A 24,290-nucleotide genomic window follows, 5' to 3' on the forward strand; every position below is an offset into this window, starting at 1 on the left:
GTGCACAGGCAGGACTGGGAAGATCCTGCTGTTATGAGTGCTTTATTCTATCACATCGGCGGCCGGGCGATGAATATTTCTGGATTTATTACAGTTCATGTACTTAAGCTTTAAGATATAATCTCGTACGGATTTACGTCGAAAGACGAGAGACATCTACCAGGGATGCTGATGCGTTTCGGGCAGTCTCACGCGTGTATCGAGTTTCGCGAGTACAGAAACTTGTTGCCTTCACTTCCTGCAATTTCTAGCATTTCGCCCATGGCCGTTTGGCTTGGATCAATGTGTCTCTCTGTGCGGCTCGTGTAACCCTGCGAATGTCGTTCACCAGACGAGGAGATGCGGAATGCCGAGTGTGAGGCCGGGGAGGGTTCGCCCATATCCGTCCCCGACAATCTCTGCCCTGCTGTTTCCCCGTCGTGCCCCCGTGGTGCGCCCCAAACTTTCTCATACGTGCCGACAGAGGATCTATGTGACGGCCGTCCGGCCGTCAGGGATGCAAACGATCTGGCCGGATCGCCGGCGACACGGAAAGGGCCGCCTCGATGACACATACCCGCAAAAGCTGGCTTCTCGCCGCCCTGCTCGCCATCGTCGCCATCGCTGGCTATTATGCGTGGCAGACGTTCAATAGCGGCGGTCTGCCGGCCGGCTTCGCCAGCGGCAACGGACGGATCGAGGCGGTCGAGATCGACGTATCGACCAAGACTCCGGGGCGCATCAAGGAGATCCTCGTCAACGAGGGGGATTTCGTTCAGGCCGGCCAGACGCTCGCCCGCATGGACACGGAGCAATTGGAGGCGCAGCGCCGACAGGCAGAAGCGGAATTGCGGCGCGCCGTCATCGGTGTCGACACAGCGAAAAGCGTCGTTACGCAGCGCGAGGCGGAGCGCACGGCAGCCGAAGCAGTCGTTGCGCAGCGCGAGGCCGAGCGCGACGTTGCCGACAGGCGTTTTGCTCGCTCCCAACAGCTGGTACGTACCAACACGATCTCGCAGCAGGTGCTGGACGATGACCGTGCGACCGCTCAGGGGGCCAAGGCCGCCCTCGGCGCGGCGCAGGCCCAGCTGGCGGCCTCTGAAGCCGCGGTGGGCGCCGCCAAGGCGGCTGTGGTCGATGCCGAGGCCGCAGTCGAGGCAGCCAAGGCGGCTATCGACAGCATCACCGCCGACATTAACGACGCGACGCTCGTTTCGCCGCGCGACGGCCGTGTCCAATATCGCGTAGCCCAGCCGGGTGAGGTGCTGTCGGCAGGCGGTCGCGTGTTGAATCTCGTCGATCTCGGGGACGTGTACATGACGTTCTTCCTGCCCACTGCGCAGGCCGGACGGGTGCCGATCGGCGCCGAGGTGCGCCTGGTTCTCGATGCGGCGCCCCAATATGTAATCCCCGCCAAGGTGAGCTATGTCGCCGATGTCGCGCAGTTCACGCCGAAGACTGTCGAGACCGAGGAGGAGCGCCAGAAGCTCATGTTCCGGGTCAAGGCCCAGATTTCTCCGGAGCTGCTGCGCAAATACATCCAGCAGGTCAAGACCGGCCTTCCCGGCATGGCCTATGTCCGGCTCGATCCGGAAGCCGAGTGGCCCGGCAACCTCGGAAACGTCGTGCAATGAGCGGACCCGCGCCTGACGGAACGTCCGGCGATGAAGGTCCGGTCGTCCGCCTCGATGGCGTGGGACTTTCCTACGGCACGACGCGAGCGCTCGACGGTATCACTCTCGACATGCCGGCCGGATGCATGGTCGGGCTCATTGGACCTGACGGGGTGGGCAAGTCGAGCCTGCTGTCGCTGATCGCCGGAGCCCACGTCGTTCAGAAAGGGCATGTCGAGGTGCTTGGCGGCGACATCGCCGACGCGGGTCATCGGTCGCGTACCTATCCGCGCATCGCCTACATGCCGCAGGGTCTCGGCAAGAATCTCTACTCGACGCTTTCGGTCTTTGAGAACGTCGATTTTTTTGGACGCCTCTTCGGGCACGACAGGCGGGAGCGGGAGCGCCGCATCGCCGAACTTCTGCGCAGCACGGGGCTGTCGCCTTTCGCGGACCGGCCTGCCGGCAAGCTGTCGGGCGGCATGAAGCAGAAGCTGGGCCTTTGCTGCGCCCTCATCCACGATCCCGACCTCCTGATCCTGGACGAACCCACGACCGGTGTCGATCCGCTTTCGCGACGCCAGTTCTGGGAACTCATCGACGCGATTCGGAGCAGCCGTCCCGGCATGAGCGTCATCGTGGCCACCGCCTATATGGAGGAGGCCGCGCGCTTCGACTGGCTGATGGCGATGGATGCGGGCCGCGTTCTTGCTACCGGCACGCCGACCGAGCTGCTGGAGAAGACCGGCGAGCCCAATCTCGATGCGGCTTTCATCGCCCTTCTGCCCGAGGAGAGACGCCAGGGGCACCACGAGGTCGTCATTCCTCCGCGCCAGGTGGGTGCCGACAGCGATATCGCGATCGAGGCGGAACACCTCACCATGCGCTTCGGCGATTTCACGGCCGTCGACAATGTCAGCTTCCGCATCGCCCGCGGCGAGATATTCGGGTTTCTCGGCTCGAACGGTTGCGGCAAGACCACGACGATGAAGATGCTGACCGGGCTACTCCCGGCGAGCGAGGGCACGGCGCGCCTGTTCGGCCGGGAGGTGGATCCCCGGGACATGGAGGTGCGCCGTCGTGTCGGCTACATGTCGCAGGCTTTCTCGCTTTATTCCGAGCTGACCGTAAGGCAGAATCTCGACCTTCATGCCCGGCTCTTCGGCATGACGAACGAAGCCATACCCCAGCGCATCGACGAGATGGTCCGGCGCTTCGACCTTGTCGAGGTCGTGGACAGCTTGCCGGACGCGTTACCTCTCGGCATGCGCCAGCGCCTGTCATTGGCCGTGGCGTTGATCCACTCTCCCGACATCCTCATCCTCGACGAGCCCACCTCCGGCGTCGATCCTGTGGCGCGCGACGGCTTCTGGCAGATCCTTTCCGACCTTTCGCGCCGGGACAATGTGACGATTTTCGTCTCGACCCATTTCATGAACGAGGCCGAGCTCTGTGACCGTATTTCCCTCATGCATGCGGGCAAGGTGCTCATCTCCGACACGCCGAAAGCGATCGTAGAGAAGCGGTCGGCCGCGACACTGGAGGAAGCCTTTGTCGCCTACCTCGAGGACGCGATCGGCGAGGGCGGCGCACCCGCGCAAGCCGTGCCGGAGCCAGAACCCGTAGTCGAGGTGGTTGAAGAGCATGACGAGCGAGGCGGTTTCCGGCGCTTTTTCGACCCGCGTCGGATGTTCGCCTATACCCAGCGGGAGGCTTTGGAGTTGCAGCGCGATCCCATCCGCGCGACCCTTGCCGTTCTGGGCAGCGTCATCCTCATGTTCGTGATCGGTTATGGCATCAACATGGATGTCGACGACCTTACGTTTGCCGTGCTCGACCGCGACGACACGACGGTGAGCAGGGACTATGTGCTGCAGATCGCCGGATCCCGCTATTTCATCGAGAAGGAGCCGATCACCGACTACGAGGATCTCGACCGGCGCATGCGCGACGGGGAGATCAGCCTCGCCATCGAGATCCCACCCAATTTCGGGCGGGACGTGACGCGCGGCCAGAATGTCGAGATCGGCGTCTGGATCGATGGCGCCATGCCTTCCCGTGCAGAAACAGTGCGCGGTTACGTGCAGGGGCTGCATGCGACCTGGCTGACCCAGAAGGCGCGCGAGCTTTACGGCGATGCGGCAACCATCGGAAATTTTCAGCTCGAGATTCGCTACCGCTACAATCCCGACGTGCAGAGCCTCGTCGCCATGGTGCCTGGCGTCATTCCGCTCCTGCTCCTCATGATCCCGGCCATGCTCGCAGTGCTCAGCGTCGTGCGCGAGAAGGAACTCGGTTCGATCGTCAATTTCTACGTCACGCCGGTGACGCGCCTGGAATTTCTCCTCGGCAAACAGCTTCCATACGTTGCACTCGGCATGCTGAACTTCGTGATGCTTACGGCCTTCGCGGTGTTCATCTTCCGGGTGCCCTTCACGGGCAGCCTGCTGGCCTACAGCGTGGCTGCCTTTCTTTACGTCATCGTCACGACGGGCATGGGGCTGTTGATCTCCGCCTTCATGAAAAGTCAGATCGCGGCGATCTTCGGAACAGCGCTGATCACCCTCATCCCCGCAGTCCAGTATTCCGGGCTCATCGATCCGGTTTCGTCGCTTCAAGGGGCGGGAGCCTTTGTCGGCAAAATCTACCCGACCACCTATTTCGTGACGATATCGAGGGGCACCTTCTCCAAGGCTCTGGAATTCGCCGACCTCTGGTCGTCGTTCATTCCGCTCCTTATCGCCATTCCAGTGCTGCTCGGACTCGCAGCGGCGTTCCTCCGGAAACAGGCGGGGTAACCGGCATGCGCATGAGGAACATCGTCCAACTCGGCATCAAGGAACTGCGCGGTCTCTCGCGCGATCCCATGCTGATGGTGCTCATCGTCTACGCCTTCACCTTGTCGATCTACACAGCGTCGAGGGCGATGCCGGAGACGCTGAACCATGCTGCTATCGCCGTGGTCGACGAGGACCAGTCGCCGGTCTCGTCCCGGATACTGACGGCGTTCTATCCTCCCTATTTCACCGTGCCGCAGCTAATCACTCAGCAGGAGATGGACAGCCGCATGGATGCCGGTCTCGACACGTTCGCCCTCGATATCCCTCCCAACTTCCAACGCGATCTGCTCGCCGGGAAATCTCCGACCATCCAGCTCAATGTCGATGCCACCCGGATGACGCAGGCCTTCACCGGCGGAGGCTACGTCCAGCAGATCGTCACCGGCCAGGTCGACGAATTCGCCGATCGCTATCGCAGCGTGTCCGTTCTGCCTGTCGAGCTGGCGCTGCGCGCCCGGTTCAACCAGGAGCTGAACAAGGGCTGGTTCGGCGCGATCACCAATGTGATCTCGTCCATCACCATGCTGGCGATCGTGCTGACAGGGGCGGCCCTGATCCGCGAACGCGAGCACGGCACGATCGAGCACCTGCTTGTGATGCCGGTGACGCCGACCGAGATCATGGTGAGCAAGATCTGGTCGATGGGACTGGTGGTTCTGGCGGCGGCAGCTTTCTCGCTGATCTTCGTTGTCCAAGGCCTGCTCGAAGTTCCGGTGCAGGGCTCGATGGCGCTCTTCCTGTTCGGCGCCGCGCTTCACCTTTTCGCGACCACCTGCATGGGCATCTTCCTCGCGACGATAGCCGGCTCGATGCCACAATTCGGCCTGCTGCTGATCCTGGTCCTTTTGCCGCTGCAGGTCTTGTCGGGCGCCACGACTCCTCGTGAGAGCATGCCCGACATCATCCAGAACATCATGCTGGCGGCGCCCAACACGCATTTTGTGATATTGGCGCAATCGATACTGTTCCGGGGCGCCGGGCTCGCCGTGGTGTGGCCGCAGCTGCTCGCGCTCGCGGTGCTCGGCATGGTCTTCTTCCTCTTCGCGCTGACCCGCTTCCGGCGTTTCCTGAGGTGACCTTCAGCCCGCGAAGGGTTATGACCCCCGCGGGCGGCAACGCCGCGAGGGAAGGGAACCGGCCAGGCCCATGCTCGAGAGGCGCGACAACTATCGGGATCTCTATGGCGACTTCCGCTGGAAGATTCCGGAACGTTTCAATATCGGCGTTGCCGTATCGGATGCATGGGCGGTGCGCGATCCCGAACGCATCGCGCTTTTCGACTACCAACCGGCGGGCGAAACGAGGACGCTGAGTTTCGCGCAGCTCGCCCAGCAATCCGATGCCTTCGCCAACGCGCTCAGGGCTCGCGGCGTCACGCGCGGGGATCGTGTCGCGCTGCTCCTGCCGCAATCCTTCGAGACGCTGATCGCCCATGTCGCGGTCTACAAGCTCGGCGCGATCGCCGTTCCTCTGGCGCTGCTGTTCGGCATCGAGGCGTTGGAATACCGGATGCAGACGGCAGGGGTGAAGGCGGTGATCACCAACGCCGCCGGCCATGCCAAGCTCAAGCCGATTGCGGCCCGGCTGACCGCGCTCGAGTTTATCGTGGCGGTGGAAGGCGCCGACGATGACGCGGCGGGTTTCCGCCAGCTCGTCGCGGATCATGCCGGACCTTTCCAGGCCGAGGATACGGGACCGGACGATCCAGCGATGATGATCTTCACCTCCGGAACGACCGGACCGCCCAAGGGTGCCCTGCACGGCCATCGTGTTCTGCTTGGACACCTTCCCGGGGTCGAGATGGCTTATGATTTCCTGCCGGCGCGTGGTGACCTCATGTGGACGCCGGCCGATTGGGCCTGGGCTGGCGGCCTCCTCAACGCATTGCTGCCGTCGCTCTATCTCGGCGTCCCCGTGGTCGCTTCGCGCTTCACGAAATTCGATCCCGAGGCGGCGCTCATGCTCATGGAGAGGATGGGGGTGCGGCTCGCCTTCATTCCTCCAACCGCGCTCAGGATGCTGAAGAGCGTCTCCGGCATAGCCAGGCGTTTCCGGCTCGATCTGCGCGCCGTATGCTCGGCCGGCGAGGCGCTCGGCCGCGAGACCTATGATTGGGCGCGAACCGAGCTCGGCCTCGTCGTGAACGAGTTCTACGGGCAGACCGAATGCAATCTCGTGCTCGGGTCCTGCGCCTCGATCGGCGTCACCCGTCCCGGCGCCATCGGCCTGCCGGTGCCGGGACACCGTGTGGCGATCATCGGCGAGGACGGGCGGCGCGTGGCGCCGGGCACCCCCGGCCAGATCGCGATCGCGCGGCCGGACCCGGTCATGTTCCTCGGCTACTGGCAGGCGCCGGAAGCTACGGCGAAGAAATTCATCGGCGACTGGATGATCACCGGCGACCAGGGCATCGAGGATGAAGATGGTTACGTGCATTTCTTCGGCCGCGACGACGATGTCATCACCTCGGCTGGCTTCCGCATCGGGCCCGGCGAGATCGAGGACTGCCTCACCGGCCACCCTGCCGTGGCGCTCGCGGCCGCCGTCGGCAAGCCCGACGCGCTGAGGACCGAGATCGTCAAGGCCTATGTGGTGCTGAAGGATGGTTTCACCGGTTCGCCCGAACTGGGCGACGAGATCAGCCTCTGGGTGCGCGAGCGGCTTTCCGCGCACGAATATCCGCGCGAGGTCGAATTCGTCGACTCCATGCCGCTGACGACGACGGGCAAGGTCATTCGCCGCATCTTCCGTGACCGCGCCAGCCGGGAGGTGGATGGTGAGTGAGCAATCAGCTCTTGCTTGATTGCGTTTCTATCTTTTGGTTGCAATGCAATCAAATCCGGAGATGAGCTCATGGCGTCGATTACCGTCAGAAACGTGCCGGACGAAGTCCATCGCGCCCTGCGGGTGCGCGCGGCCATGCATGGCCGCAGCGCCGAGGCGGAAATCAGAGCGATCCTGGAAAGCGCGATCCGGCCGGAGGGGCGTATCGAGCTGGGTAGCTTGCTGACCGAGATTGCTCGCGAGGCTGGAGGGGTCGAGCTGGATATCCAACGTGACAAGACGCCTTCCGAGCCGATGAGCTTCGAATGATCCTGATAGACACGAATGTGATTTCCGAGCCTTTGCGCCCAGCGCCCGATCCTGCCGTCGTCTCATGGATAGACGCACAAAATATCGAGACCCTTTACTTGGCCGCTATCAGCCTAGCGGAATTGCGTTTCGGGGTCGCCGCGCTTCCCGATGGAAAGCGCAAGGACTCTCTGCGTGAGAATGGAGCGCCGCGTCGTCTCTTTGTTTGCAGGCCGCATCTTGCCTTTTGACGCCGCAGCCTCGCAAGCCTATGCGGAAATCATGGTGCGAGCGAGGGGCGAAGGAAAACCCATTGGAAAGGCGGATGGTTACGTCGCGGCTACTGCGGAAGCGAATGGATTGACCGTTGCCACGCGTGACACGGCGCCTTTTGAAGCCGCGGGGCTTATCGTCATCAATCCTTGGAGTCGTGGTTGAATTTGGCAAGACCTTGATCGGCTTGTCATCTGCGGCCGAGCATCTCCCTCATCCTGCTGCGCAGGACACGCACGAAGTTGCGCGTCTCGCGATAGAGATGGAGCTGCGAGGCCGCCTGGCGGGCAGCGCGGTCGGCGCTGGGCGTCAATCCGATGACCATGGTCCCGAGGGGCTTCCTCTCGCTCCAGATCCGGCTCATCACCGGGTGGTCGGGCACTGCGCAGGAATCGGTGAGCGCGATGTTGGGATCCTCGAGATGATGGCGGGTGACCTCGATCATCAGCAGGGTGCCGGGCGAGAAGGCGGCATAGGCCTCGTCATAAGTGGTCTTCCATGTGTAGGCGACGCCGGCCTCGACGAAGACCACCACGCAAGCGATAATTTTGCCGTTGAGCGCCAGGGAATGGACCCGGCACAGATCCTGCTCGCCGAGCAGGTCGATCGCCTCGCGGGCGAATGCGGCGCGGAACCGGTCTATCGCCATGGCTGTGCGGCGACGGCCTTTCCAGCCGGCGGCCTCGAGCGCCAGGAACGCTTCGATGCCGAGCCTGATCTCGTCGGCTGTGCGGGCCACGCGGTGCTCCAGCTCGCCGAGTTCGCCGAGCCGCCGCTTCAGCCGGCGGAACTCGCGCAGGTGATGCGGCCTGAGCGAGTTTTTGAGATATGAGTCGCCTTCCAGATCACTTTCGAGGAAAGGGCGCTCGGTTTCGCCGGTGACCGCCAGCGGCAGGTTCCGCGCCTCGGCAACCGAGCGAAAGAGGCTGGCGACCGGGCCGTCGAGGCGCATGTCCGGCAGCACGAAGACCTTGGGCAGCTTAAGATGCGGCCGCGCCAGGATGGAGAAGAAATCCTCCAGGACACCGGCCGGATCGTCGCGGTCGAGCAGAGGCGTGCCGAGCGGCCCGAACGGGCTCGACCAGGTCCGCAAGATCGGCACGCCCAACGGGATCGCCGGCTTCTCGACGGAGAAAGGCACCAGCAGCCGCAGCCGGCTCTTGAATTCATCCCCGTCGCGGATGACGGCCAGGCGCACCTCACGGTCCTCGAGGCGGGGCATGGCCGGCGCGAGGAAACGCGGATTGAAGAAGATGTTGGGTTCGACCGTTCGACGGCAGAGGTGATCGAGTTCCCCGACCAGGTCGAAACCGGCATCGGCCGGATAGATGGCGAGCTTGCGCGCCGCGGCGCGCTCGCCCATCGGCTCCACGTGGGCCCGTTCGCCCGGATCGGTGCGCAGGCCCGCAAGGCTGGCGACCATGGGGCCCGATGCGCTGCCGGTTGTTTCCTCGAACAGGGGGACGGCCATCAGGCAGATTCCTTTGCGGTATTAGCGGTTTTGGCGGGCAGAAAGATCGCCATCGAGATGCCCAGCCGGCGCCAGACGGTGAACGACAGGGCGGCGGCTTCGAAGAGCGTCGCTACCGCTGTTGCGATCGCAGCGCCCCATAGGCCGATGGCGGGAATGAGCAGCACGCTCAGCACCACATTCACCGCAAGAGTGAGCCCATAGATCAGCGCGCAGACATTCTGGTGGCCGCTCATGGTGAGCAGGCTCTCGCAAGGGCCGACCGAAGCGCGCAGGACGACGCCCGCGACCAGCAGGAAGAGCAGCGGATAGCCGGCGTCGAAGCCGGGACCGAACAGCATCAGCATGGGCTTGCCCAGCGCCAGCACGACGACGGCCATGACAACCGATGGCCAGAAGGTCCAGGAAACGGTCGCGCGGGCGAAGGGGGCGAGCTTGGCGCGCTCTCCGTGGGTGAAGCGCGCGTAGCGTTGCGCCACGCCTGCCTTCACCGCGAAGTAGACGAAATGAACGAGGGCCAATGTCTTGGTGGTGGCGAAATAGACAGCGACGTCGTCCGGCCTCATGAAGGCGCCGACCATTAGCACGTCGGCATTGGTGAGCAAGAAGAAGAAGCTCTCGATCAGGAAGATCGGCACCGAGACGACGAACCATCGGTGAAGATCGGTGCGCCGGGGACCCACGGGAAGCTTGCGGGAGATGCGGGTGTCGACCTGGACAAGCTGCGCGAGCGTCGTCACATAGGTCGCCGCGATCGAGACGAGCAGGGTGTTGGTCGCCGTGGGCTCGTAGCCGGCGAAAAGCGCGATCGCCATGAAGGCCAGGATGAGGATCGGCCGCACGATGTAGGTCGGGGCCAGGGCGAGCAGCGCCCAGCTGTTCGCCCGCGACATGCCTTGCAGCAGGTCCGACATGGCGATCATCGGCATGCAGATCATGCCGACCAGAAAAGGTACGAGATAATAACTCTCGACATGATTGCGCAGCAGCCACACTCCGGCGGTGCCGGCGGCGGTGATGAGCGTCGAGGCGGCTAGCACGAAGATGCGGCTGGTGAAGAGCAGGCCGCGCAGCTCCGCGAGCGCGCCTTTTTCCTGATATTCAGGGATGAAGCGGATGACGGTCGTATGGATGCCGAGACAGGACAGGCTGCCGATGATGATGACCGTCGTCCAGGCGAAGACAAAGATGCCGTATTCGAAACTGCCCATCCACCGGGCGAGCAGGACCTGGCTCAGGAAGGCGATCGCGGCGCTGACGACCCGCACGACGAAGGCGATCAACGACATGCGCGTGGCTTCGCCACGCTCGTCCGCGCCGAAGAGCAGGCCGTCCATGCGGCGGAGCAATGGTCGCGCATGCTGCGCAAGACGTTCCGGCAGCAACTTCTCTGCCGCCAATGTCGCGGAAAAACGCAACTCCGAAATTCCCCGTCCACGTCCCCGTCGATACCCGCACTCCTAGCGTCGACTCTTTAAGAAACGGTGGCCGGCGGTTGCCGCCCTTCATCCACACGCTTCCTAAGCAAGATCAGCCACCGAAACTTAGCCCTTCGATGGAGAGTACAGTATTGATCTTGCATCAATTCAGGCTTCGCCTATTCTGTCTGACAAAACATATAAATCACAACTGCAACGGGAGGAGAACATGGCCGGAAAGGAACTTTCGCGGAGGCGTTTTCTAAAGGGCACAACTGTGGCCGGTGGTGCTGCCGTAGGCACTGCTCTGGCCGCGCCCGCGGTGCTGGCGCAAGCGCCGATCACGTTGAAGATGCAGTCCTCCTGGCCGGCATCGGACGTTTTCCAGGAAATGGCGAAGCAATATGTCGACCGTGTCCAGGAAATGTCCGGCAACCGTATCAAGATCGATCTTCTTCCAGCGGGCGCGGTGGTCGGCGCCTTCCAGGTTCAGGATGCCTGCCATGACGGAACAATAGATGCCGCCCACACGGTTCCGGTCTATTGGTACGGCAAGAACAAGGCCGCTTCCCTGTTCGGCACGGGTCCGGTTTTTGGCGGCGACGCCAACCAGATGATCGCTTGGCTCTATCACGGTGGCGGCTACGAGTTCTACCGTGAGCTGACGCAGGATATTCTCGGGCTCAACATCGTCGGCTTCCTGTCTTTCGGAATGCCGGCCCAGCCGCTCGGTTGGTTCAAGGACGAAATCACCGAGGCGGGCCAACTGCAGGGCCTCAAATACCGCACGGTCGGGCTGGCTGCCGACCTCTTCCAGGCTATGGGGGCGAGCGTCGCGCAGTTGCCGGGCGGCGAAATCGTGCCGGCCATGGAGCGCGGCGTGATCGACGGGTTCGAATTCAACAACCCGACTTCCGACATGCGCTTCGGCGCGCAGGACGTTTCCAAGAATTACATGCTGGCGTCCTATCATCAGGCGAGCGAATCCTTCGAATACATCTTCAACAGGGACAAATTCGAGAGCTTGCCTCCGGATCTCCAAGCCATCCTGAAATATGGCGTCGAGGCGGCCCATCTTGCGAACTACGCCCTGGCGATGAACCAGTATTCCGCGGATCTCCAGAAACTGGCGACTGAATCGGGCGTCAATGTAAAGCGGACGCCGGACAGCGTGCTCCAGGTCCAACTCGAGGCCTGGGACAAGATCCTGCCTCCGCTCATGGAAGATCCCTTCTTCGCGAAGGTGGTCGACAGCCAGAAAGCCTGGTGCGAGCGCGTGGTTTACTACAGCCTCCAGAATGCGCCGGATTACAAGCTGGCCTACCAGCACTACTTCCCTGGCAAGATCTGACCGGCCATTCGTCCCGCCTGTGGACCGGCGGCTTTCGTCGCCGGTCCCAGGTCATCGAATTCCGCTGAACAGTCGAGCGAGATAGACGTGGAAGCCTATATCGGGTTTGCCGACAGGTTGTCGTCATGGTTCGGGAAGGTCTTCGCCTGGAGCGTCATGGTCATGACGCTGGGCGTGGGCTACGAAGTCGTCGTGCGTTACCTCTTTCGTGCGCCGACGCCCTGGGCATTCGACCTTTCCTACATGATGTACGGCACGATGTTCATGATGGCGGGGGCCTATGCGCTTTCCCGCGACAGTCATGTGCGCGGCGATTTCCTCTACAGGCTATGGCAGCCGAGAACCCAGGCCATTGTGGAACTGGTTCTTTATATCGTCTTCTTCTTTCCGGCGGTTCTGGCGCTGGTTTTCGCCGGCTGGAAATACGCCAGCCGCTCATGGCGCTATTTCGAAGTCAGCACCATGAGCCCGGCGAACATCCCGATTTTCCAATTCAAGTCCGTAATCGTCGCCGCCGGCATATTGCTGGTGATCCAAGGCATCGCCCAGGTCTTTCGATGCATTCTCTGCCTGCGCACCGGTGCCTGGCCGAGTCCGCTCGAAGATGTGGAAGAACTCGAGAAAGTATTGATCGAAGCAAAGTCGCTCGAGGTTCTTGAGCACGGCTCCGAAGCCGTGGACATACCAAGCGGTGTGACCAGCGCACGCGACGGCGATGGGGAGGCCTCCCGGTGAGCGATCCCTTCGTCGCGGTCTTGATGCTGCTTATCCTGATCCTGGCTATTTTCCTCGGATTTCCCGTTGCATTCACGCTGGCGGCGTTGGGGGTGGGCTTCGGCTACTACGCCTATTTCGATGCGGCCCGCATGTGGGCCGGATACCGCCGTGCGGTCGAATCGGGGGCCGACGGCTGGGAACTGGCCGAAGCCTGGCTCGGCGGGCTGTTCAATAATCGTATCTTCGACCTGTTCGTGAACCAGACCTACTCGGTCATGTCGAACGATGTGCTCACGGCGATACCGCTGTTCCTTTTCATGGGTTACATCGTGGAGCGCGCGAACATCGTCGAGCGCCTGTTCAACACTCTCTTCATCGCCAGTCGCCGCATTCCGGGTGCGATGGCGGTGGCGGCACTTATCACCTGCACCCTGTTTGCCACGGCCACCGGCATCGTCGGCGCCGTCGTCACGCTGATGGGCCTGCTTGCTTTCCCCGCCATGCTGAAGGCAAAATATGACGTGCGTTATGCCTCCGGCGTGATCTGCGCCGGCGGGACGCTCGGCATCCTGATTCCGCCGTCGATCATGCTGATCGTCTATGCCGCAACGTCCGGCGTTTCGGTCGTTCGCATGTATGCAGCGGCGCTGATCCCGGGCCTCATGCTTGCCGGCCTCTACCTTTTGTACGTCGTTGGCCGCGCCGTCCTGCAGCCGCAGATCGCGCCGAAGCCTACGGACGAGCAGGTCGGCGACCACTCCTTCCTGCAGATCACGTGGATGATGATTACGTCCTTCGTGCCGCTCGCCGTGCTCATTCTGGCTGTGCTCGGCGCTATCCTGTTCGGCATCGCGACGCCGTCGGAAGCCGCCGCCGTGGGTGCGATCGGCGGGCTTGTGCTGGCTGTCGCCTACCGCGCCCTGACATGGCGAAGGCTGAAGGAATCGATCTATCTCACTGCGCGCACCTCGGCGATGGTGTGCTGGCTGTTCGTCGGCTCGGCGACTTTCGCCTCGGTCTTCGCCTATCTCGGCGGCCAGCAACTCATTAGCGATTTCGTCACTGGGCTCGACATTTCACCCCTCATGTTCCTGCTGGTCGCGCAACTGATCATCTTCATCCTGGGTTGGCCGCTCGAATGGACGGAAATCATCGTCATCTTCATTCCGATCTTCCTGCCGCTGCTGCCGCATTTCCAGATCGATCCGCTGTTTTTCGGCATCCTCGTCGCCGTCAACCTGCAGACCGCCTTCCTGTCTCCGCCCATGGCCATGTCGGCCTATTATCTGAAGGGGATTGCCCCGCCATACGTACAGCTTCCCGATATCTTCCGAGGCATGATGCCTTATATGGCAATCGTCATCCTTTGCATGGTCATCATCTATCTGGTCCCGCAAACCGTCTATTGGCTGCCAAGCCTGGTCTATGGAAAGTGAATGGCATGACGATCGATCGGCTCATGGCCGCTCTGGCCTTCGCGCTCTTTGCCGCATTCCTCGCTGTGATCGTGGGTCGGGTGGGGCGAATTGATCTTACAACCGTGATCGTGATCTGCCTTGGGCTTGCTGCGTACGACCTGTGGCGTCAGCTCCGTTCGAGGCGCAACTGAACATCTGCGCGGCTATCCTTCAGAACTCGAAACGTGGCTCGCCCTTGTCCAGCAAGGTGCTTCTCGGCGTTACCTGCCACAAGGATTTGAGCGCCTCGGCAAGCGTCGCGATCAGCCGGGCGACGTCCGCCGATGCCGTCGCATGCACGGCCTCGGCCACGATCAGTACCGAACTCGTGTCCTTGCGCACCGCCGAAAGGCCGCTCTGACGGTTCGTCCAGCGCCGGGCATGGGCTTTGCCGGCGCCATCGGCGAAGACCACCTCGCGCGGCTCCGGGCGTTCGATCTCGCCGGAGAACGTCATGTATTCTTCATTTCCTGCCGCATGACGGACCTGGAGGAACGCCGTGACGTTGGCGAGATCGATCGCCGCGACAGGAATTGCGAACGCCAGCGAGACCGCGTTGCAGAGATCGACCATCGGGTGGATGCGCGGCAGAGAACCGTCCTGACGGAAGCGGCGAAGCAGGGCCTCCGAGGCGCAGCGATACTGTGTCGGCTTCAATCCCATGCGGGAAAAGATGCGACGCCAGGCCTGGATTTCGGGCAGTTCGCTTTCCGGCCCGCCGGCCAGCCGCGACCGCGCGATCTCATTGAAGCGGTTCACGCTCGGCCCGACATCCGCATACGGGGTGATCCCTTGGACGTGAAGTACGCCGGCCGAGAGTTCTGGAAACTCCTCCCAAATATCGCTGGAATGGCTGAACTGCATGAAAGATTCTCCCTCAGATCCGCGGACGAGCCTTCGATATTTGCAGGAATGCGAGACCCAGCACAGCCGAAAGCACACAGGCGATACCGGCCACCTGGGCAGCCGTGACGGCTTCACCGAGTAGGACGGCGGCGAGGACCACAGCGGATACCGGCGCGAGCGCGGTGAAGAGCGAAGCCTCGGCGCCGCTTACCCGTGCGGCACCGGCGTACCAGAGCAGGAACCCGCCGACGGTCGGGATGAGAGCATAGTAGGCCACCGCCGCCAGGGCTTCTGCCGTCAATGCGCCGATGTCAGGCATTTCGAGGAGGGCAAAAGGTAGGGCAACCACCATTCCAAAGCCGGTCATGATGGTGGACAGGGCGAGGGGAGGGATGTCTAGCCGCAGCCGCTTGTTGAGCAGGATGAACAAGCCCTCGCAAATGACCGCGCCAAGGACCAGAAGGTTACCGATCGTCGTATGGCTGCCTTCCCTTCCGGGCGGGAAGGTGATGGAGAGGACGCCTGCGGCGGCGAACGCGATCGCTGTCAGCAGGAAGGCCCGTGGCCGCTCGCCAAGCACCAACACGGCGATCACGGCCGAGACGACAGGCAAGGTGCCGATGACCACGCCGGCATCGGCGGCAGTTGTGTAGCTCAGCCCGGAGATCAACAGCGTCGTGTAGCCGACGCTGCCGGCGCCGGCCTGAAGGAGGAGCAGCAGCCAACCGCGCCGGCCGGCCTTCGGCAAGCCGGTGCCGGTTAAGCGCATGAGGGCGAGGAAGATGGGCAGCGCGATGGCGAAGCGCAGCGCCGTGGCTGTGAAAGGCGGCAGGTCGAAAGCGATCACCTTGCTGGCGATGACAGTGCTTCCCACCGTCACCATAGCGAGAGACAGGTAGAAATAGCCCAGAAGCTTGTCCGGCATGAACGCATCCCCGATCGTCGGATGCGCCATGGAAATTCATCGGCGCCTGTTCGTCTTGAACGAAATTGCGGGGCTTGCCTTCACCCGGCTACTGCGAAGGCATAGGCGCCGGGCGAAACACCAAAGTTACGGACGAAGAGACGCGTCATATGGCTCTGGTCGGCGAAGCCGCTGGCGGCCGCCGCCTCGGCGAGAGGCATACTTTCGGCGATCAGCCGCCGGGCGAGGTCGATCCTGCGCTGCATGAGGTAGGCATGAGGGGTGAGCCCGGTTACCCGGGCAAAGGCCCGCACGACCTGGAAGCGGCTGAGGCCGCTTTCCTGCGCGAGATCAGAGAGCGAGAGCGGCCGCGCCGGAGCGTCATCGATCATGCTCAGGGCGCGACCGACAGCATCGGGAATTGGCTGCTCCCGACGCTCAATCATTAGGCCGGCCAGCAGCAGCAGGAGTTCTTCGCATCGAAGGTCGGCCGCGCCGCCGGCAGCGCCCGTGACCGCCTCGAACAGATCGTCGAATGTGCGTGCAACACGCGCATCCGTCATGGCCGGCCGGGAAAATTCGAAGGCGTTCGTCCTGCCCTCGCTCATGTCGACGATCGCTGCAGAGACCAACGACGGCTCGATGTAGAGCATCCTCCAGGAACGACCGGCGTCGCCGATCGGCGCGCCGTCATGGACTTCACCGGGATTGACGGTAATCGTATCGCCGGGCCCGGCCTCGACCGTTCCGCGGCCGCTCAGCGAACGCTGTGCGCCATTATCAATGACGCCGATGCCGAACTGCGCATGGGTGTGTTTGGGGAAATGGTGCCGTGTCCCGGCCACGACCGCTTCGACGCCGGTGATCGCGCAAGGGAGAATGCTGAACTGGCCTTTGATCATCGGGCGATCCGAGGCCAGCTCCTTTGCTTGCCAATGTCAGGCGAAGGCGCCGTGGCAGTGCTTGTATTTCTTGCCTGAGCCGCACGGGCAGAGCTCGTTGCGGCCGACCTTGCCCCATGTCTTGGGATTCTGGGGATCGCGTTCCTCGGCCGGCACGACGCTCTGCGTTTCCTGCATGACGGCGAGCGAGGCTCCGCCGAAATCGTCCTCGCCGGTAGAGCCATCGACATGATGGCCGTGCATCTCGGGCGCCTGGGGCGGCGGGGCATCGGCAGCCTCGCGCACCAGCTCGACGCGCATGAGCTGCGCGGTCACCGCTTGGCGCAGATTGCCGAGCATGGCCTGGAAGAGCTCGAAGGCCTCGGACTTATACTCGTTCAGCGGGTCGCGCTGCGCGTAGCCACGGAAGCCGACGACGGAACGCAGGTGATCCAGATTGACCAGATGCTCGCGCCAGAGATGATCAAGTGTCTGCAGCACGATCGAGCGCTCGACATAGGCCATGATGTCGGAGCCGAAGCGCTCGGCGCGATCCTTCGCCGCGTCGTCGGTGAGCTTGGTCAGACGCTCGCGGATGTCGTCCTCGGCGATGCCTTCCTCTTTCACCCACTCCTCGATCGGCAGGTCGAGGTTGAGATATTGCAGGACGCCTTCCTTGAGGCCCGCCGCATCCCATTGCTCGGCATAGGCCGTCTCGGGGATGTGCTTGGTGACGAGTTCGTCGATGACGTCGGCGCGCATTTCAGCGACGGTCTCGGTGAGGCTTTCGCCATCCATCAGCTCGAGACGCTGCTCGAAGACCACCTTGCGCTGGTCGTTCATCACGTCGTCATATTTCAGCAGGTTCTTACGGATGTCGAAGTTGCGCGCCTCGACCTTCTTCTGTGCCTTTTCCAGCGCCTTGTTGATCCATGGGTGGATGATCGCCTCGTCCTCCTTGAGGCCAAGCTTCTGCAGCATGCCGTCCATGCGCTCCGAACCGAAGATGCGCATCAGGTCGTCCTGCAGGGACAGGTAGAATTTCGAGCGGCCGGGGTCGCCCTGGCGGCCGGAGCGGCCGCGCAACTGATTGTCGATGCGGCGCGATTCGTGGCGTTCGGTGGCGAGAACGTAGAGGCCGCCGGCGGCGAGCGCCTGTTCCTTCAGCCGCTGCACGTCGGCGCGGATCTCCTTTTCCTTCTCCTCGCGCTCCGGCCCGGCCGGCATGTCCGCCAATTCCTGGGCGATGCGCATGTCGGCGTTGCCGCCGAGCTGGATGTCGGTACCGCGGCCGGCCATGTTGGTGGCAATGGTGACGGCGCCAGGCTTGCCGGCCTGAGCGACGATGAAAGCTTCTTGCTCGTGATAGCGCGCATTCAGCACCTGGAAGCCCTTGATGCCTTCCTTGTGCAGCCGCTCGGCGAGGAGTTCAGATTTCTCGATAGAGGTCGTGCCGACCAGGATCGGCTGGCCCTTGGCGTTGGCGTCGCGGATCTCCCTGACGATCGCGCGGTATTTCTCCTCGACGGTGCGATAGACCTCGTCGTCCTCGTCGAGACGGCGCACGGGCAGGTTGGTCGGGATCTCGGCCACGTCGAGGCCGTAGATGTTGCCGAACTCCTCCGCTTCCGTCGCCGCCGTTCCGGTCATGCCGGCAAGCTTGTCGTACATGCGGAAATAGTTCTGGAAGGTGATCGAGGCGAGCGTCTGGTTCTCGGGCTGGATCGCCACGTGTTCCTTGGCTTCGAGCGCCTGGTGAAGGCCTTCCGAATAGCGGCGGCCCGGCATCATGCGACCGGTGAACTCGTCGATGATGACGATCTCGCCGTTGCGGACGATGTAATCCTTGTCCTTCTGGAAGAGGCGATGCGCCTTCAGCGCATTATTGACGTGGTGGACCATGGCGACGTTCTCGACGTCGTAGAGGTGGTCGCCCTTGAGCAGGCCTGCGGCCGACAAGAGGTTCTCTACCTTCTCGGTGCCTTCCTCGGTGAAGGTTGCGGTGCGCTGCTTCTCATCGATCTCGTAATCCGCCGGCTGGAGCTGAAGGATGAAGCGGTCGACCGTATTGTACATTTCCGACCGGTCTTCCAAGGGGCCCGAAATGATGAGCGGCGTGCGGGCCTCGTCGACAAGGATGGAGTCCACCTCGTCGACGATCGCGTAGTTGTGATCGCGCTGCACCATCTGGGCGCGCTCGTACTTCATGTTGTCGCGCAGATAGTCGAAGCCAAGCTCGTTGTTGGTGGCATAGGTGACATCGCAGGCATAGGCCGCGCGCCGTTCCTCGTCGGAAAGGCCATGGACGATGACGCCGGTGGTCAGACCCAGGAATGAATAGATACGGCCCATCCAGTCCGAGTCGCGCTTGGCGAGATAGTCGTTGACCGTGACGACATGGACGCCCTTGCCGGAGAGCGCATTGAGGTAGACGGGAAGCGTGGCGACCAGCGTCTTGCCTTCGCCGGTGCGCATCTCGGCGATGTTACCGGAGTGCAGCACCATGCCGCCGATGAGCTGTACGTCGAAGGGCCGCAGGCCGAGCACGCGCTTGGCGGCTTCGCGCACCGTGGCGAAGGCCGGCACCAGGAGGTCGTCGAGCGAAGCGCCGTTGGCGATATCCTTTCGGAATTGGTCGGTCCGGGCTCGCAACTGCTCGTCGGTGAGAGCCGCGAGCTCATTCTCCATCGCATTGATGGCTTCGACCCTCGGCCGCATCGATTTGACGCGGCGATCGTTTGAGGAACCGAAGATCTTTCGTGCTAGCCCGCCGAAACTGACCATCAAAGGCCCTTTCAATCCCATTTAGGCCCGCGCGGTGACGCAGGCGAACCTCTGCATTTGTATGCATCTGCAGGGTTTTATAACAGAAAAGCGTCCGGAAATCGCTTCTGGACGCCAAGATGAAGGACAGATAAGAGGGGCCCCCGGCGATGTCAACGTGGCATCACGGACCTCGCCGGAGCTAAATTCCGCCCTATTTGGCGCGTTTCAGGCGTCCATAAAATTCAACCGGAGCAGCCGAATGTCCCTCCCGATCCGCCGCGCGTTGATCGCGCAATTCGCCTTCGCCGCAGGTCTTCTGGCTTTTTCGGCGGTCCCGGGCCTTGCCCAGGACGACAAGGTGGTCGCCACCATCAACGGCCAGAACATCACCGAGGCCGACCTGGCGCAAGCCGAAAGCGATCTCGACCAGCAGTTTTCACGTCTTCCCGCCGAGCAACGCCGCGCCGCCGCGCTTTCGGCGATCATCGAGATCCGGCTGTTTTCCGAAGACGCCGTGAAGAAAGGCCTCGACAAGGATCCGGCTTTCCAGCGGCGCATGGCTTTTCTCAAGGAACGTGCGCTCCACGCGGCCGAGGTCGAGTCCGAGATCGCCACGAAGATCACCGATGAGGAGATTCGCGCCCGCTACGACAAGGAGGTGGCAGCAACGCCGCCGGTCAACGAGGTCAAGGCTCGTCACATCCTGGTCAAGACCAAGGAAGAGGCCCAGGAGATCGTCAAGCGGCTGGACGCCGGTGACAAGTTCGAGGACATCGCCAAGGAGAAGTCCACCGACACCGGCTCTGGCGCCAATGGCGGCGACCTCGGCTATTTCGCTCCAGGTCAGATGGTGCCGGAATTCGAGAAGGCTGCCTTCGCGCTCGAAGTCGGCAAATACACGGCCGAGCCCGTGCAGTCGCAGTTCGGCTGGCATATCATCAAGGTCGAGGACAAGCGCGCCCAGCAGCCGCCTGCGTTCGATTCCGTGAAGGAACAGTTCCGCTCGCTCATCCTGCGCGAGAAGTACTCCGCACTCGCCGACACGCTGCGCGGATCCGCCAAGGTCGACATCGCTGATCCCGAGTTGAAGAAGGCCGTCGAGGAAGCCGACAAGGCCCAGTAGTTCGCGCGAGCCGCCCAAGCAGGTTTCGGAAAAGTGTCCTACGGTTTTCCGGCCAAAAAACCTGCGGCAAGAGAAGAGGCTAAGCAGGTGAAGCCACGCAGACCTGCTTGGCGGATCAGAGCGACCGGATCGGGCCGCCTCCGGTCACGGAAAAGCGCAGGGTGAGCGGGCGCCCTGCGACGGCGCCGCCCATCCCGTCGGTCAAAGGCAGCGGCAACGCCCGGTCGAGCGCCGTGAGGACCGAGGCGACGAAGGCGCGTTGTTCGTTCGAATTGCCGGAAAGCTTGGACCATGTGGCTCTTGGCCTGCCGATCAGCGTGCCGTCCCGGCGCAACGAGAACAGAAGGGTGATTTCCATGCCTTCGCTGCCCGCCGGCGGCTCCCAGCAGGCATAAAGCGCCTCCCCTGTCTCGCGAAGCGTATCGACGGGCTCGCGACTGCCGCACGGCCGGTTGCCTTGCGGAGTTGCCGGGGCAATTGCAAGGGCGAGCTCGAAGGCGGCAATGGAGATGATCGTCAAAATTCGCATGGTCGCTGTCATGATAGCACGGCTCATGGGCAGTTCTGCCATTGTTCCGGATCATGCTCTGAAACGCCTTGCGCCCGTTCAAGGAGTGAGGCAAACGAGGTTTCCTTCCCCATAGCCTCCATCCGAGGATCCTCGATGTCCACCACCGTCTCCCCGCTTGCCCCGAAAACCGAGCCGAAGATGCCTGCGATCGAGGGTGTACGCATCGCCACGGCGGAGGCCGGCATCAAATACAAGAGCCGGACCGACCTGTTGCTCATGGTCTTTGACGAGGGCACCGAGGTCGCCGGTGTCTTCACCCGCTCCAAATGTCCATCGGCGCCGGTCGATTTCTGCCGGCAGAACCTGCCGGCCGGGGGGGCCAGGGCGCTGGTCGTCAATTCCGGCAATGCGAACGCTTTCACCGGCAGGAAAGGGCGGGAAACGACGGAGATGACCGCCGAAGCGGCCGCGAAGGCCGCGGGCTGCGAGACCGGGGACGTCTTCCTGGCTTCGACCGGCGTGATCGGCGAGCCGCTCGATGCCGGCCGCTTCAGCCACCTTCTCGCCGACATGGCCAAGCGCGCCGAACCCGGCCTGTGGAAGGACGCCGGCAAGGCCATCATGACCACCGACACCTTCCCGAAATACGCGACCGCCACGGTGAAGATCGGCGACGCCGACGTCATCATCAACGGCATCGCCAAGGGGGCGGGGATGATCGCGCCCGACATGGCGACCATGCTCTCCTTCATCGCGACGGATGCGCCGATCGCGGCCCCGGTTCTGCAGGACATGCTATCGAAGGGCGTCGGCAAGAGCTTCAATGCGGTGACGGTGGACAGCGACACCTCTACCAGCGACACGCTTCTGCTCTTCGCGACGGGCGCGGCGGCGCGGCGCGGCGTGCCCGCTATCACCGATCCCCGGGATGCGCGGCTCGGGCAGTTCCGCCGGGCACTCAACCGCGTCCTCAGGAACCTCGCGCTCCAGGTCGTGCGCGACGGCGAGGGTGCGCGCAAGCAGATCGAGGTGACCGTGACTGGCGCCAAGTCGGCCCGCTCGGCCAAGCGCATCGCGCTGTCGATCGCCAATTCACCGCTGGTCAAGACGGCGGTCGCCGGCGAGGACGCCAATTGGGGCCGCGTCGTCATGGCCGTGGGCAAGGCGGGCGAGCCGGCCGATCGCGACCGGCTCTCGATCTGGTTCGGCGACAATCGACTCGCCTTCAACGGCGAGCGCGACCCGGATTATTCGGAAGCGGAAACGTCTGCTTACATGAAGCGCGACGAGATCCGCATTCGTGCCGATATCGGCATAGGCAGGGGCAAGGCGACCGTGTGGACCTGCGACCTCACCAAGGAATATGTCGCCATCAACGGCGATTACAGGTCGTGACAGGGCCCGAACTGCCGCTGGTCCGCCGTTTCGAGGCGGCCGGCTTCCGTGCCTGGCCGGCGGCGTCCGTTCATTATGACGGCACCTGGGTCGTGCGGCTGACCGCAGGCCATCCGGCCAAGCGACTCAATTCCGTCAACCCGCTCGATCCCGGCGACCTGACAGGCCTCAACGAGCGTGTCGGCCGCGCCTCGCGCCGTTTCGAGGCTTATGGCCGCCCGCTGACCTTCCGGCTGACACCACTATCGGGCGATCGCCTCCAGGCCTATTTCGACGAGCAGCGCTGGAGCGTCTTCGACGAGTCCCTGGTGATGCGCCTGCCGCTCGCCGGGACCGCCGCTGTGGATGCGGCGATCGACCATATCCCTCTCAAGGACATCAGCCGCTTCATCGGCGCAGCGATGAAAGTTCATCATTTCGAGCCCACGTTGCGGCCTGGCCTTTCCGAGATCATCGGCGCGATCCGCGCAGAGGTGGGCCTGTTCGTGCTGGAGGACGGGGGCGAACCGGTCTCATCGCTGATCTGCGTGCAGGACGGGGAACTGGCGGGCCTGTTCGAGATCGGGACGGCGGCGGCGCGGCGCGGCAACGGATATGCCCGGCGTACCATTCTTTCGGCGCTGAAATGGGCGAAGCTCAGGGGCGCGCGCCAGGCCTGGCTGCAGGTAGGTGCCGACAACGAACCGGCCCTCGGCCTTTACCGCTCGCTCGGCTTCCAGGATGTCTATCGCTATCATTACCGCCAGCCTCGGAATCCGACCGATGAGTGAAAAGAAAATCGTCCTTGTGGCTGCCTGCGCCCTGATCGATGCCGACGGGCGCGTGCTGATTGCCCAGCGCCCCGAAGGCAAGCCCCTTGCCGGCTTATGGGAATTTCCAGGCGGAAAGGTCGAGCCGGGAGAGACGCCCGAGCAGACGGTCGTGCGCGAGCTCGCCGAGGAAATCGGTGTCGAAACCAAGGTGCCGTGCCTTGCGCCGCTCACCTTCGCCAGTCACGAATACGAGACGTTCCATCTCTTGATGCCGCTTTTCGTGTGCCGCCGCTTCTGGGGTACGCCTGTGCCCAGGGAGGTCCAGGCGCTGAAATGGGTAAGGCCGCTTCAGTTGCGCGATTATCCGATGCCGCCGGCCGATGCCCCGCTGATCCCGTTTCTGATCGACCTGTTGTGAGGAGCGGGCATCCTCGATGGCCTTTGGGGTGAACGGGGAATGGTCAAAGCGAATGGACACAGTACGGGCTAACCGAAGCCGCTCCATTCACCATTGACCATTCTCAGCCGGACGGCCGTTAATCGATCCTTCAGCAAACGATGAAAATTTCAGGCGGTCTCGGGTCGTGGGCCCGGACGTTTGGGGTTCGCGCGAAAGGAAGGTTCCCACATGCATTCCGGCGAAGAGCGCGGTTTTAATCTCGGCGCTGCCGGTTCCGGCGCGCTGCGCGTGGCGCTGCTATTCGGCTTGATGGGGGTTGCCCTGACGCTGATCGTCGTGCCGCTCGCGGAACGCAGGACCGGATCGCTGGTCGCCGGCGAGCTCGACATGATGACCACGGGATCGATCCGGTCGGATGACACCTATACGATCCGCCGGAGCGTCCTCCAGCCTTCGCGGGACGCGGTCTGCATCATCCGGTCAGACGGCAGCCGCAGCGGTGAGTGCTGAAGTCTTCACCA

21 protein-coding genes and 1 pseudogene are annotated in these 24,290 nt (G+C 63.0%); 15 read left to right on the top strand and 7 right to left on the bottom strand.

The genetic code is table 11. The annotated features are described in order from the left end of the window. Positions 1 to 545: 545 nt before the first annotated feature. From ACCO56_RS24625 to ACCO56_RS24650, 6 genes and pseudogenes are all read left to right on the top strand, one after another. Positions 546 to 1,613 (top strand): HlyD family secretion protein, encoded by a 1,068-nt coding sequence (locus ACCO56_RS24625; RefSeq protein WP_433643524.1) that lies wholly within the window; start codon positions 546 to 548, stop codon positions 1,611 to 1,613. Next, on the top strand, positions 1,610 to 4,390 hold the full coding sequence (rbbA, locus tag ACCO56_RS24630; RefSeq protein WP_433643525.1) for a ribosome-associated ATPase/putative transporter RbbA: 2,781 nt from the start codon (positions 1,610 to 1,612) through the stop codon (positions 4,388 to 4,390). Before ACCO56_RS24625 ends, rbbA begins: the two co-directional genes overlap by 4 nt. 5 nt (positions 4,391 to 4,395) lie before the next feature. Further along, on the top strand, positions 4,396 to 5,508 hold the full coding sequence (locus ACCO56_RS24635) for an ABC transporter permease (protein WP_433643526.1): 1,113 nt from the start codon (positions 4,396 to 4,398) through the stop codon (positions 5,506 to 5,508). A gap of 70 nt (positions 5,509 to 5,578) precedes the next feature. Further along, positions 5,579 to 7,216: an AMP-binding protein gene (locus ACCO56_RS24640; RefSeq protein WP_433643527.1), complete on the top strand. Its 1,638-nt coding sequence runs from the start codon at positions 5,579 to 5,581 to the stop codon at positions 7,214 to 7,216. Positions 7,217 to 7,285: 69 nt separating this feature from the next. Next, positions 7,286 to 7,525, top strand: a complete 240-nt coding sequence (locus ACCO56_RS24645) for a FitA-like ribbon-helix-helix domain-containing protein (protein ID WP_433643528.1) — start codon at positions 7,286 to 7,288, stop codon at positions 7,523 to 7,525. Further along, positions 7,522 to 7,942: pseudogene (locus ACCO56_RS24650) on the top strand (type II toxin-antitoxin system VapC family toxin). The gene ACCO56_RS24645 and the pseudogene ACCO56_RS24650 overlap by 4 nt, the downstream one beginning before the upstream one ends. A gap of 25 nt (positions 7,943 to 7,967) precedes the next feature. On the opposite strand, the gene ACCO56_RS24655 reads toward ACCO56_RS24650, so the two are convergent. After that, positions 7,968 to 9,251, bottom strand: a complete 1,284-nt coding sequence (locus ACCO56_RS24655) for a GNAT family N-acetyltransferase (protein ID WP_433643581.1) — start codon at positions 9,249 to 9,251, stop codon at positions 7,968 to 7,970. Then, positions 9,248 to 10,666: a lipopolysaccharide biosynthesis protein gene (locus tag ACCO56_RS24660; protein ID WP_433643529.1), complete on the bottom strand. Its 1,419-nt coding sequence runs from the start codon at positions 10,664 to 10,666 to the stop codon at positions 9,248 to 9,250. The genes ACCO56_RS24655 and ACCO56_RS24660 overlap by 4 nt, the downstream gene beginning before the upstream one ends. A gap of 229 nt (positions 10,667 to 10,895) precedes the next feature. Between ACCO56_RS24660 and ACCO56_RS24665 the strand changes: the two genes are divergently transcribed. From ACCO56_RS24665 to ACCO56_RS24680, 4 genes are all read left to right on the top strand, one after another. Beyond that, the gene (locus tag ACCO56_RS24665) at positions 10,896 to 12,017 is read left to right on the top strand and encodes a TRAP transporter substrate-binding protein (RefSeq protein ID WP_433643530.1); all 1,122 of its coding nucleotides are present in this window, start codon (positions 10,896 to 10,898) and stop codon (positions 12,015 to 12,017) included. A gap of 87 nt (positions 12,018 to 12,104) precedes the next feature. Continuing rightward, complete coding sequence (locus tag ACCO56_RS24670) at positions 12,105 to 12,752, top strand: TRAP transporter small permease subunit (RefSeq protein ID WP_433643531.1); 648 nt, start codon at positions 12,105 to 12,107, stop codon at positions 12,750 to 12,752. Next, on the top strand, positions 12,749 to 14,170 hold the full coding sequence (locus ACCO56_RS24675) for a TRAP transporter large permease (protein ID WP_433643532.1): 1,422 nt from the start codon (positions 12,749 to 12,751) through the stop codon (positions 14,168 to 14,170). Before ACCO56_RS24670 ends, ACCO56_RS24675 begins: the two co-directional genes overlap by 4 nt. A gap of 5 nt (positions 14,171 to 14,175) precedes the next feature. Continuing rightward, positions 14,176 to 14,343, top strand: a complete 168-nt coding sequence (locus ACCO56_RS24680) for a hypothetical protein (RefSeq protein WP_433643533.1) — start codon at positions 14,176 to 14,178, stop codon at positions 14,341 to 14,343. Positions 14,344 to 14,362: 19 nt separating this feature from the next. Here the strand turns inward: ACCO56_RS24680 and ACCO56_RS24685 are convergent, their stop codons facing one another. The 4 genes from ACCO56_RS24685 to secA form a co-directional block, all read right to left on the bottom strand. Beyond that, the gene (locus ACCO56_RS24685; RefSeq protein WP_433643534.1) at positions 14,363 to 15,055 is read right to left on the bottom strand and encodes a B3/B4 domain-containing protein; all 693 of its coding nucleotides are present in this window, start codon (positions 15,053 to 15,055) and stop codon (positions 14,363 to 14,365) included. 13 nt (positions 15,056 to 15,068) lie between these two features. After that, positions 15,069 to 15,962, bottom strand: coding sequence for a DMT family transporter (locus ACCO56_RS24690; protein ID WP_433643535.1), 894 nt, complete (start codon positions 15,960 to 15,962; stop codon positions 15,069 to 15,071). An 80-nt stretch (positions 15,963 to 16,042) separates the two neighbouring features. Beyond that, positions 16,043 to 16,843, bottom strand: coding sequence for an AraC family transcriptional regulator (locus tag ACCO56_RS24695; protein WP_433643536.1), 801 nt, complete (start codon positions 16,841 to 16,843; stop codon positions 16,043 to 16,045). Positions 16,844 to 16,879: 36 nt separating this feature from the next. After that, complete coding sequence (secA, locus tag ACCO56_RS24700; RefSeq protein WP_433643537.1) at positions 16,880 to 19,606, bottom strand: preprotein translocase subunit SecA; 2,727 nt, start codon at positions 19,604 to 19,606, stop codon at positions 16,880 to 16,882. Positions 19,607 to 19,847: 241 nt separating this feature from the next. On the opposite strand from secA, the gene ACCO56_RS24705 reads away from it, so the two are divergent. Then, the gene (locus tag ACCO56_RS24705; protein WP_433643538.1) at positions 19,848 to 20,711 is read left to right on the top strand and encodes a peptidylprolyl isomerase; all 864 of its coding nucleotides are present in this window, start codon (positions 19,848 to 19,850) and stop codon (positions 20,709 to 20,711) included. Between the two features lie 115 nt (positions 20,712 to 20,826). On the opposite strand, the gene ACCO56_RS24710 is transcribed toward ACCO56_RS24705, so the two are convergent. After that, positions 20,827 to 21,267 carry a hypothetical protein gene (locus tag ACCO56_RS24710; RefSeq protein WP_433643539.1) on the bottom strand — a complete coding sequence of 147 codons (441 nt, stop codon included), beginning with the start codon at positions 21,265 to 21,267 and terminating at the stop codon, positions 20,827 to 20,829. Positions 21,268 to 21,375: 108 nt separating this feature from the next. On the opposite strand from ACCO56_RS24710, the gene argJ reads away from it, so the two are divergent. The 4 genes from argJ (at position 21,376) to ACCO56_RS24730 (ending at position 24,279) form a co-directional block, all read left to right on the top strand. Next, entirely contained in the window at positions 21,376 to 22,617 is a 1,242-nt protein-coding gene (argJ, locus tag ACCO56_RS24715; RefSeq protein ID WP_433643540.1) for a bifunctional glutamate N-acetyltransferase/amino-acid acetyltransferase ArgJ, read from the top strand. Then, a complete protein-coding gene (locus ACCO56_RS24720) occupies positions 22,614 to 23,387 on the top strand; it encodes a GNAT family N-acetyltransferase (protein WP_433643541.1) in 774 nt (257 codons plus the stop codon). Before argJ ends, ACCO56_RS24720 begins: the two co-directional genes overlap by 4 nt. Further along, the gene (gene mutT, locus ACCO56_RS24725) at positions 23,380 to 23,787 is read left to right on the top strand and encodes an 8-oxo-dGTP diphosphatase MutT (protein WP_433643542.1); all 408 of its coding nucleotides are present in this window, start codon (positions 23,380 to 23,382) and stop codon (positions 23,785 to 23,787) included. The genes ACCO56_RS24720 and mutT overlap by 8 nt, the downstream gene beginning before the upstream one ends. 210 nt (positions 23,788 to 23,997) lie before the next feature. Further along, positions 23,998 to 24,279, top strand: a complete 282-nt coding sequence (locus ACCO56_RS24730) for a hypothetical protein (RefSeq protein WP_433643543.1) — start codon at positions 23,998 to 24,000, stop codon at positions 24,277 to 24,279. Positions 24,280 to 24,290 lie beyond the last annotated feature (11 nt).

The sequence above is a fragment of the Mesorhizobium sp. 1B3 genome (assembly GCF_050958605.1).
In the GTDB taxonomy this organism is placed as follows: Bacteria; Pseudomonadota; Alphaproteobacteria; order Rhizobiales; family Rhizobiaceae.

Coding starts and splice junctions, on each gene's coding strand:
- mutT (WP_433643542.1), top strand. CDS start 23,380: ATGAGTGAAAAGAAAATCGTCCTTGTGGCTGCCTGCGCCCTGATCGAT.
- ACCO56_RS24695 (WP_433643536.1), bottom strand. CDS start 16,843: ATGATCAAAGGCCAGTTCAGCATTCTCCCTTGCGCGATCACCGGCGTC.
- ACCO56_RS24665 (WP_433643530.1), top strand. CDS start 10,896: ATGGCCGGAAAGGAACTTTCGCGGAGGCGTTTTCTAAAGGGCACAACT.
- ACCO56_RS24730 (WP_433643543.1), top strand. CDS start 23,998: ATGCATTCCGGCGAAGAGCGCGGTTTTAATCTCGGCGCTGCCGGTTCC.
- secA (WP_433643537.1), bottom strand. CDS start 19,606: ATGGTCAGTTTCGGCGGGCTAGCACGAAAGATCTTCGGTTCCTCAAAC.
- ACCO56_RS24640 (WP_433643527.1), top strand. CDS start 5,579: ATGCTCGAGAGGCGCGACAACTATCGGGATCTCTATGGCGACTTCCGC.
- rbbA (WP_433643525.1), top strand. CDS start 1,610: ATGAGCGGACCCGCGCCTGACGGAACGTCCGGCGATGAAGGTCCGGTC.
- ACCO56_RS24625 (WP_433643524.1), top strand. CDS start 546: ATGACACATACCCGCAAAAGCTGGCTTCTCGCCGCCCTGCTCGCCATC.
- ACCO56_RS24705 (WP_433643538.1), top strand. CDS start 19,848: ATGTCCCTCCCGATCCGCCGCGCGTTGATCGCGCAATTCGCCTTCGCC.
- ACCO56_RS24710 (WP_433643539.1), bottom strand. CDS start 21,267: ATGAGCCGTGCTATCATGACAGCGACCATGCGAATTTTGACGATCATC.
- argJ (WP_433643540.1), top strand. CDS start 21,376: ATGTCCACCACCGTCTCCCCGCTTGCCCCGAAAACCGAGCCGAAGATG.
- ACCO56_RS24685 (WP_433643534.1), bottom strand. CDS start 15,055: ATGCAGTTCAGCCATTCCAGCGATATTTGGGAGGAGTTTCCAGAACTC.
- ACCO56_RS24635 (WP_433643526.1), top strand. CDS start 4,396: ATGCGCATGAGGAACATCGTCCAACTCGGCATCAAGGAACTGCGCGGT.
- ACCO56_RS24645 (WP_433643528.1), top strand. CDS start 7,286: ATGGCGTCGATTACCGTCAGAAACGTGCCGGACGAAGTCCATCGCGCC.
- ACCO56_RS24680 (WP_433643533.1), top strand. CDS start 14,176: ATGACGATCGATCGGCTCATGGCCGCTCTGGCCTTCGCGCTCTTTGCC.
- ACCO56_RS24690 (WP_433643535.1), bottom strand. CDS start 15,962: ATGCCGGACAAGCTTCTGGGCTATTTCTACCTGTCTCTCGCTATGGTG.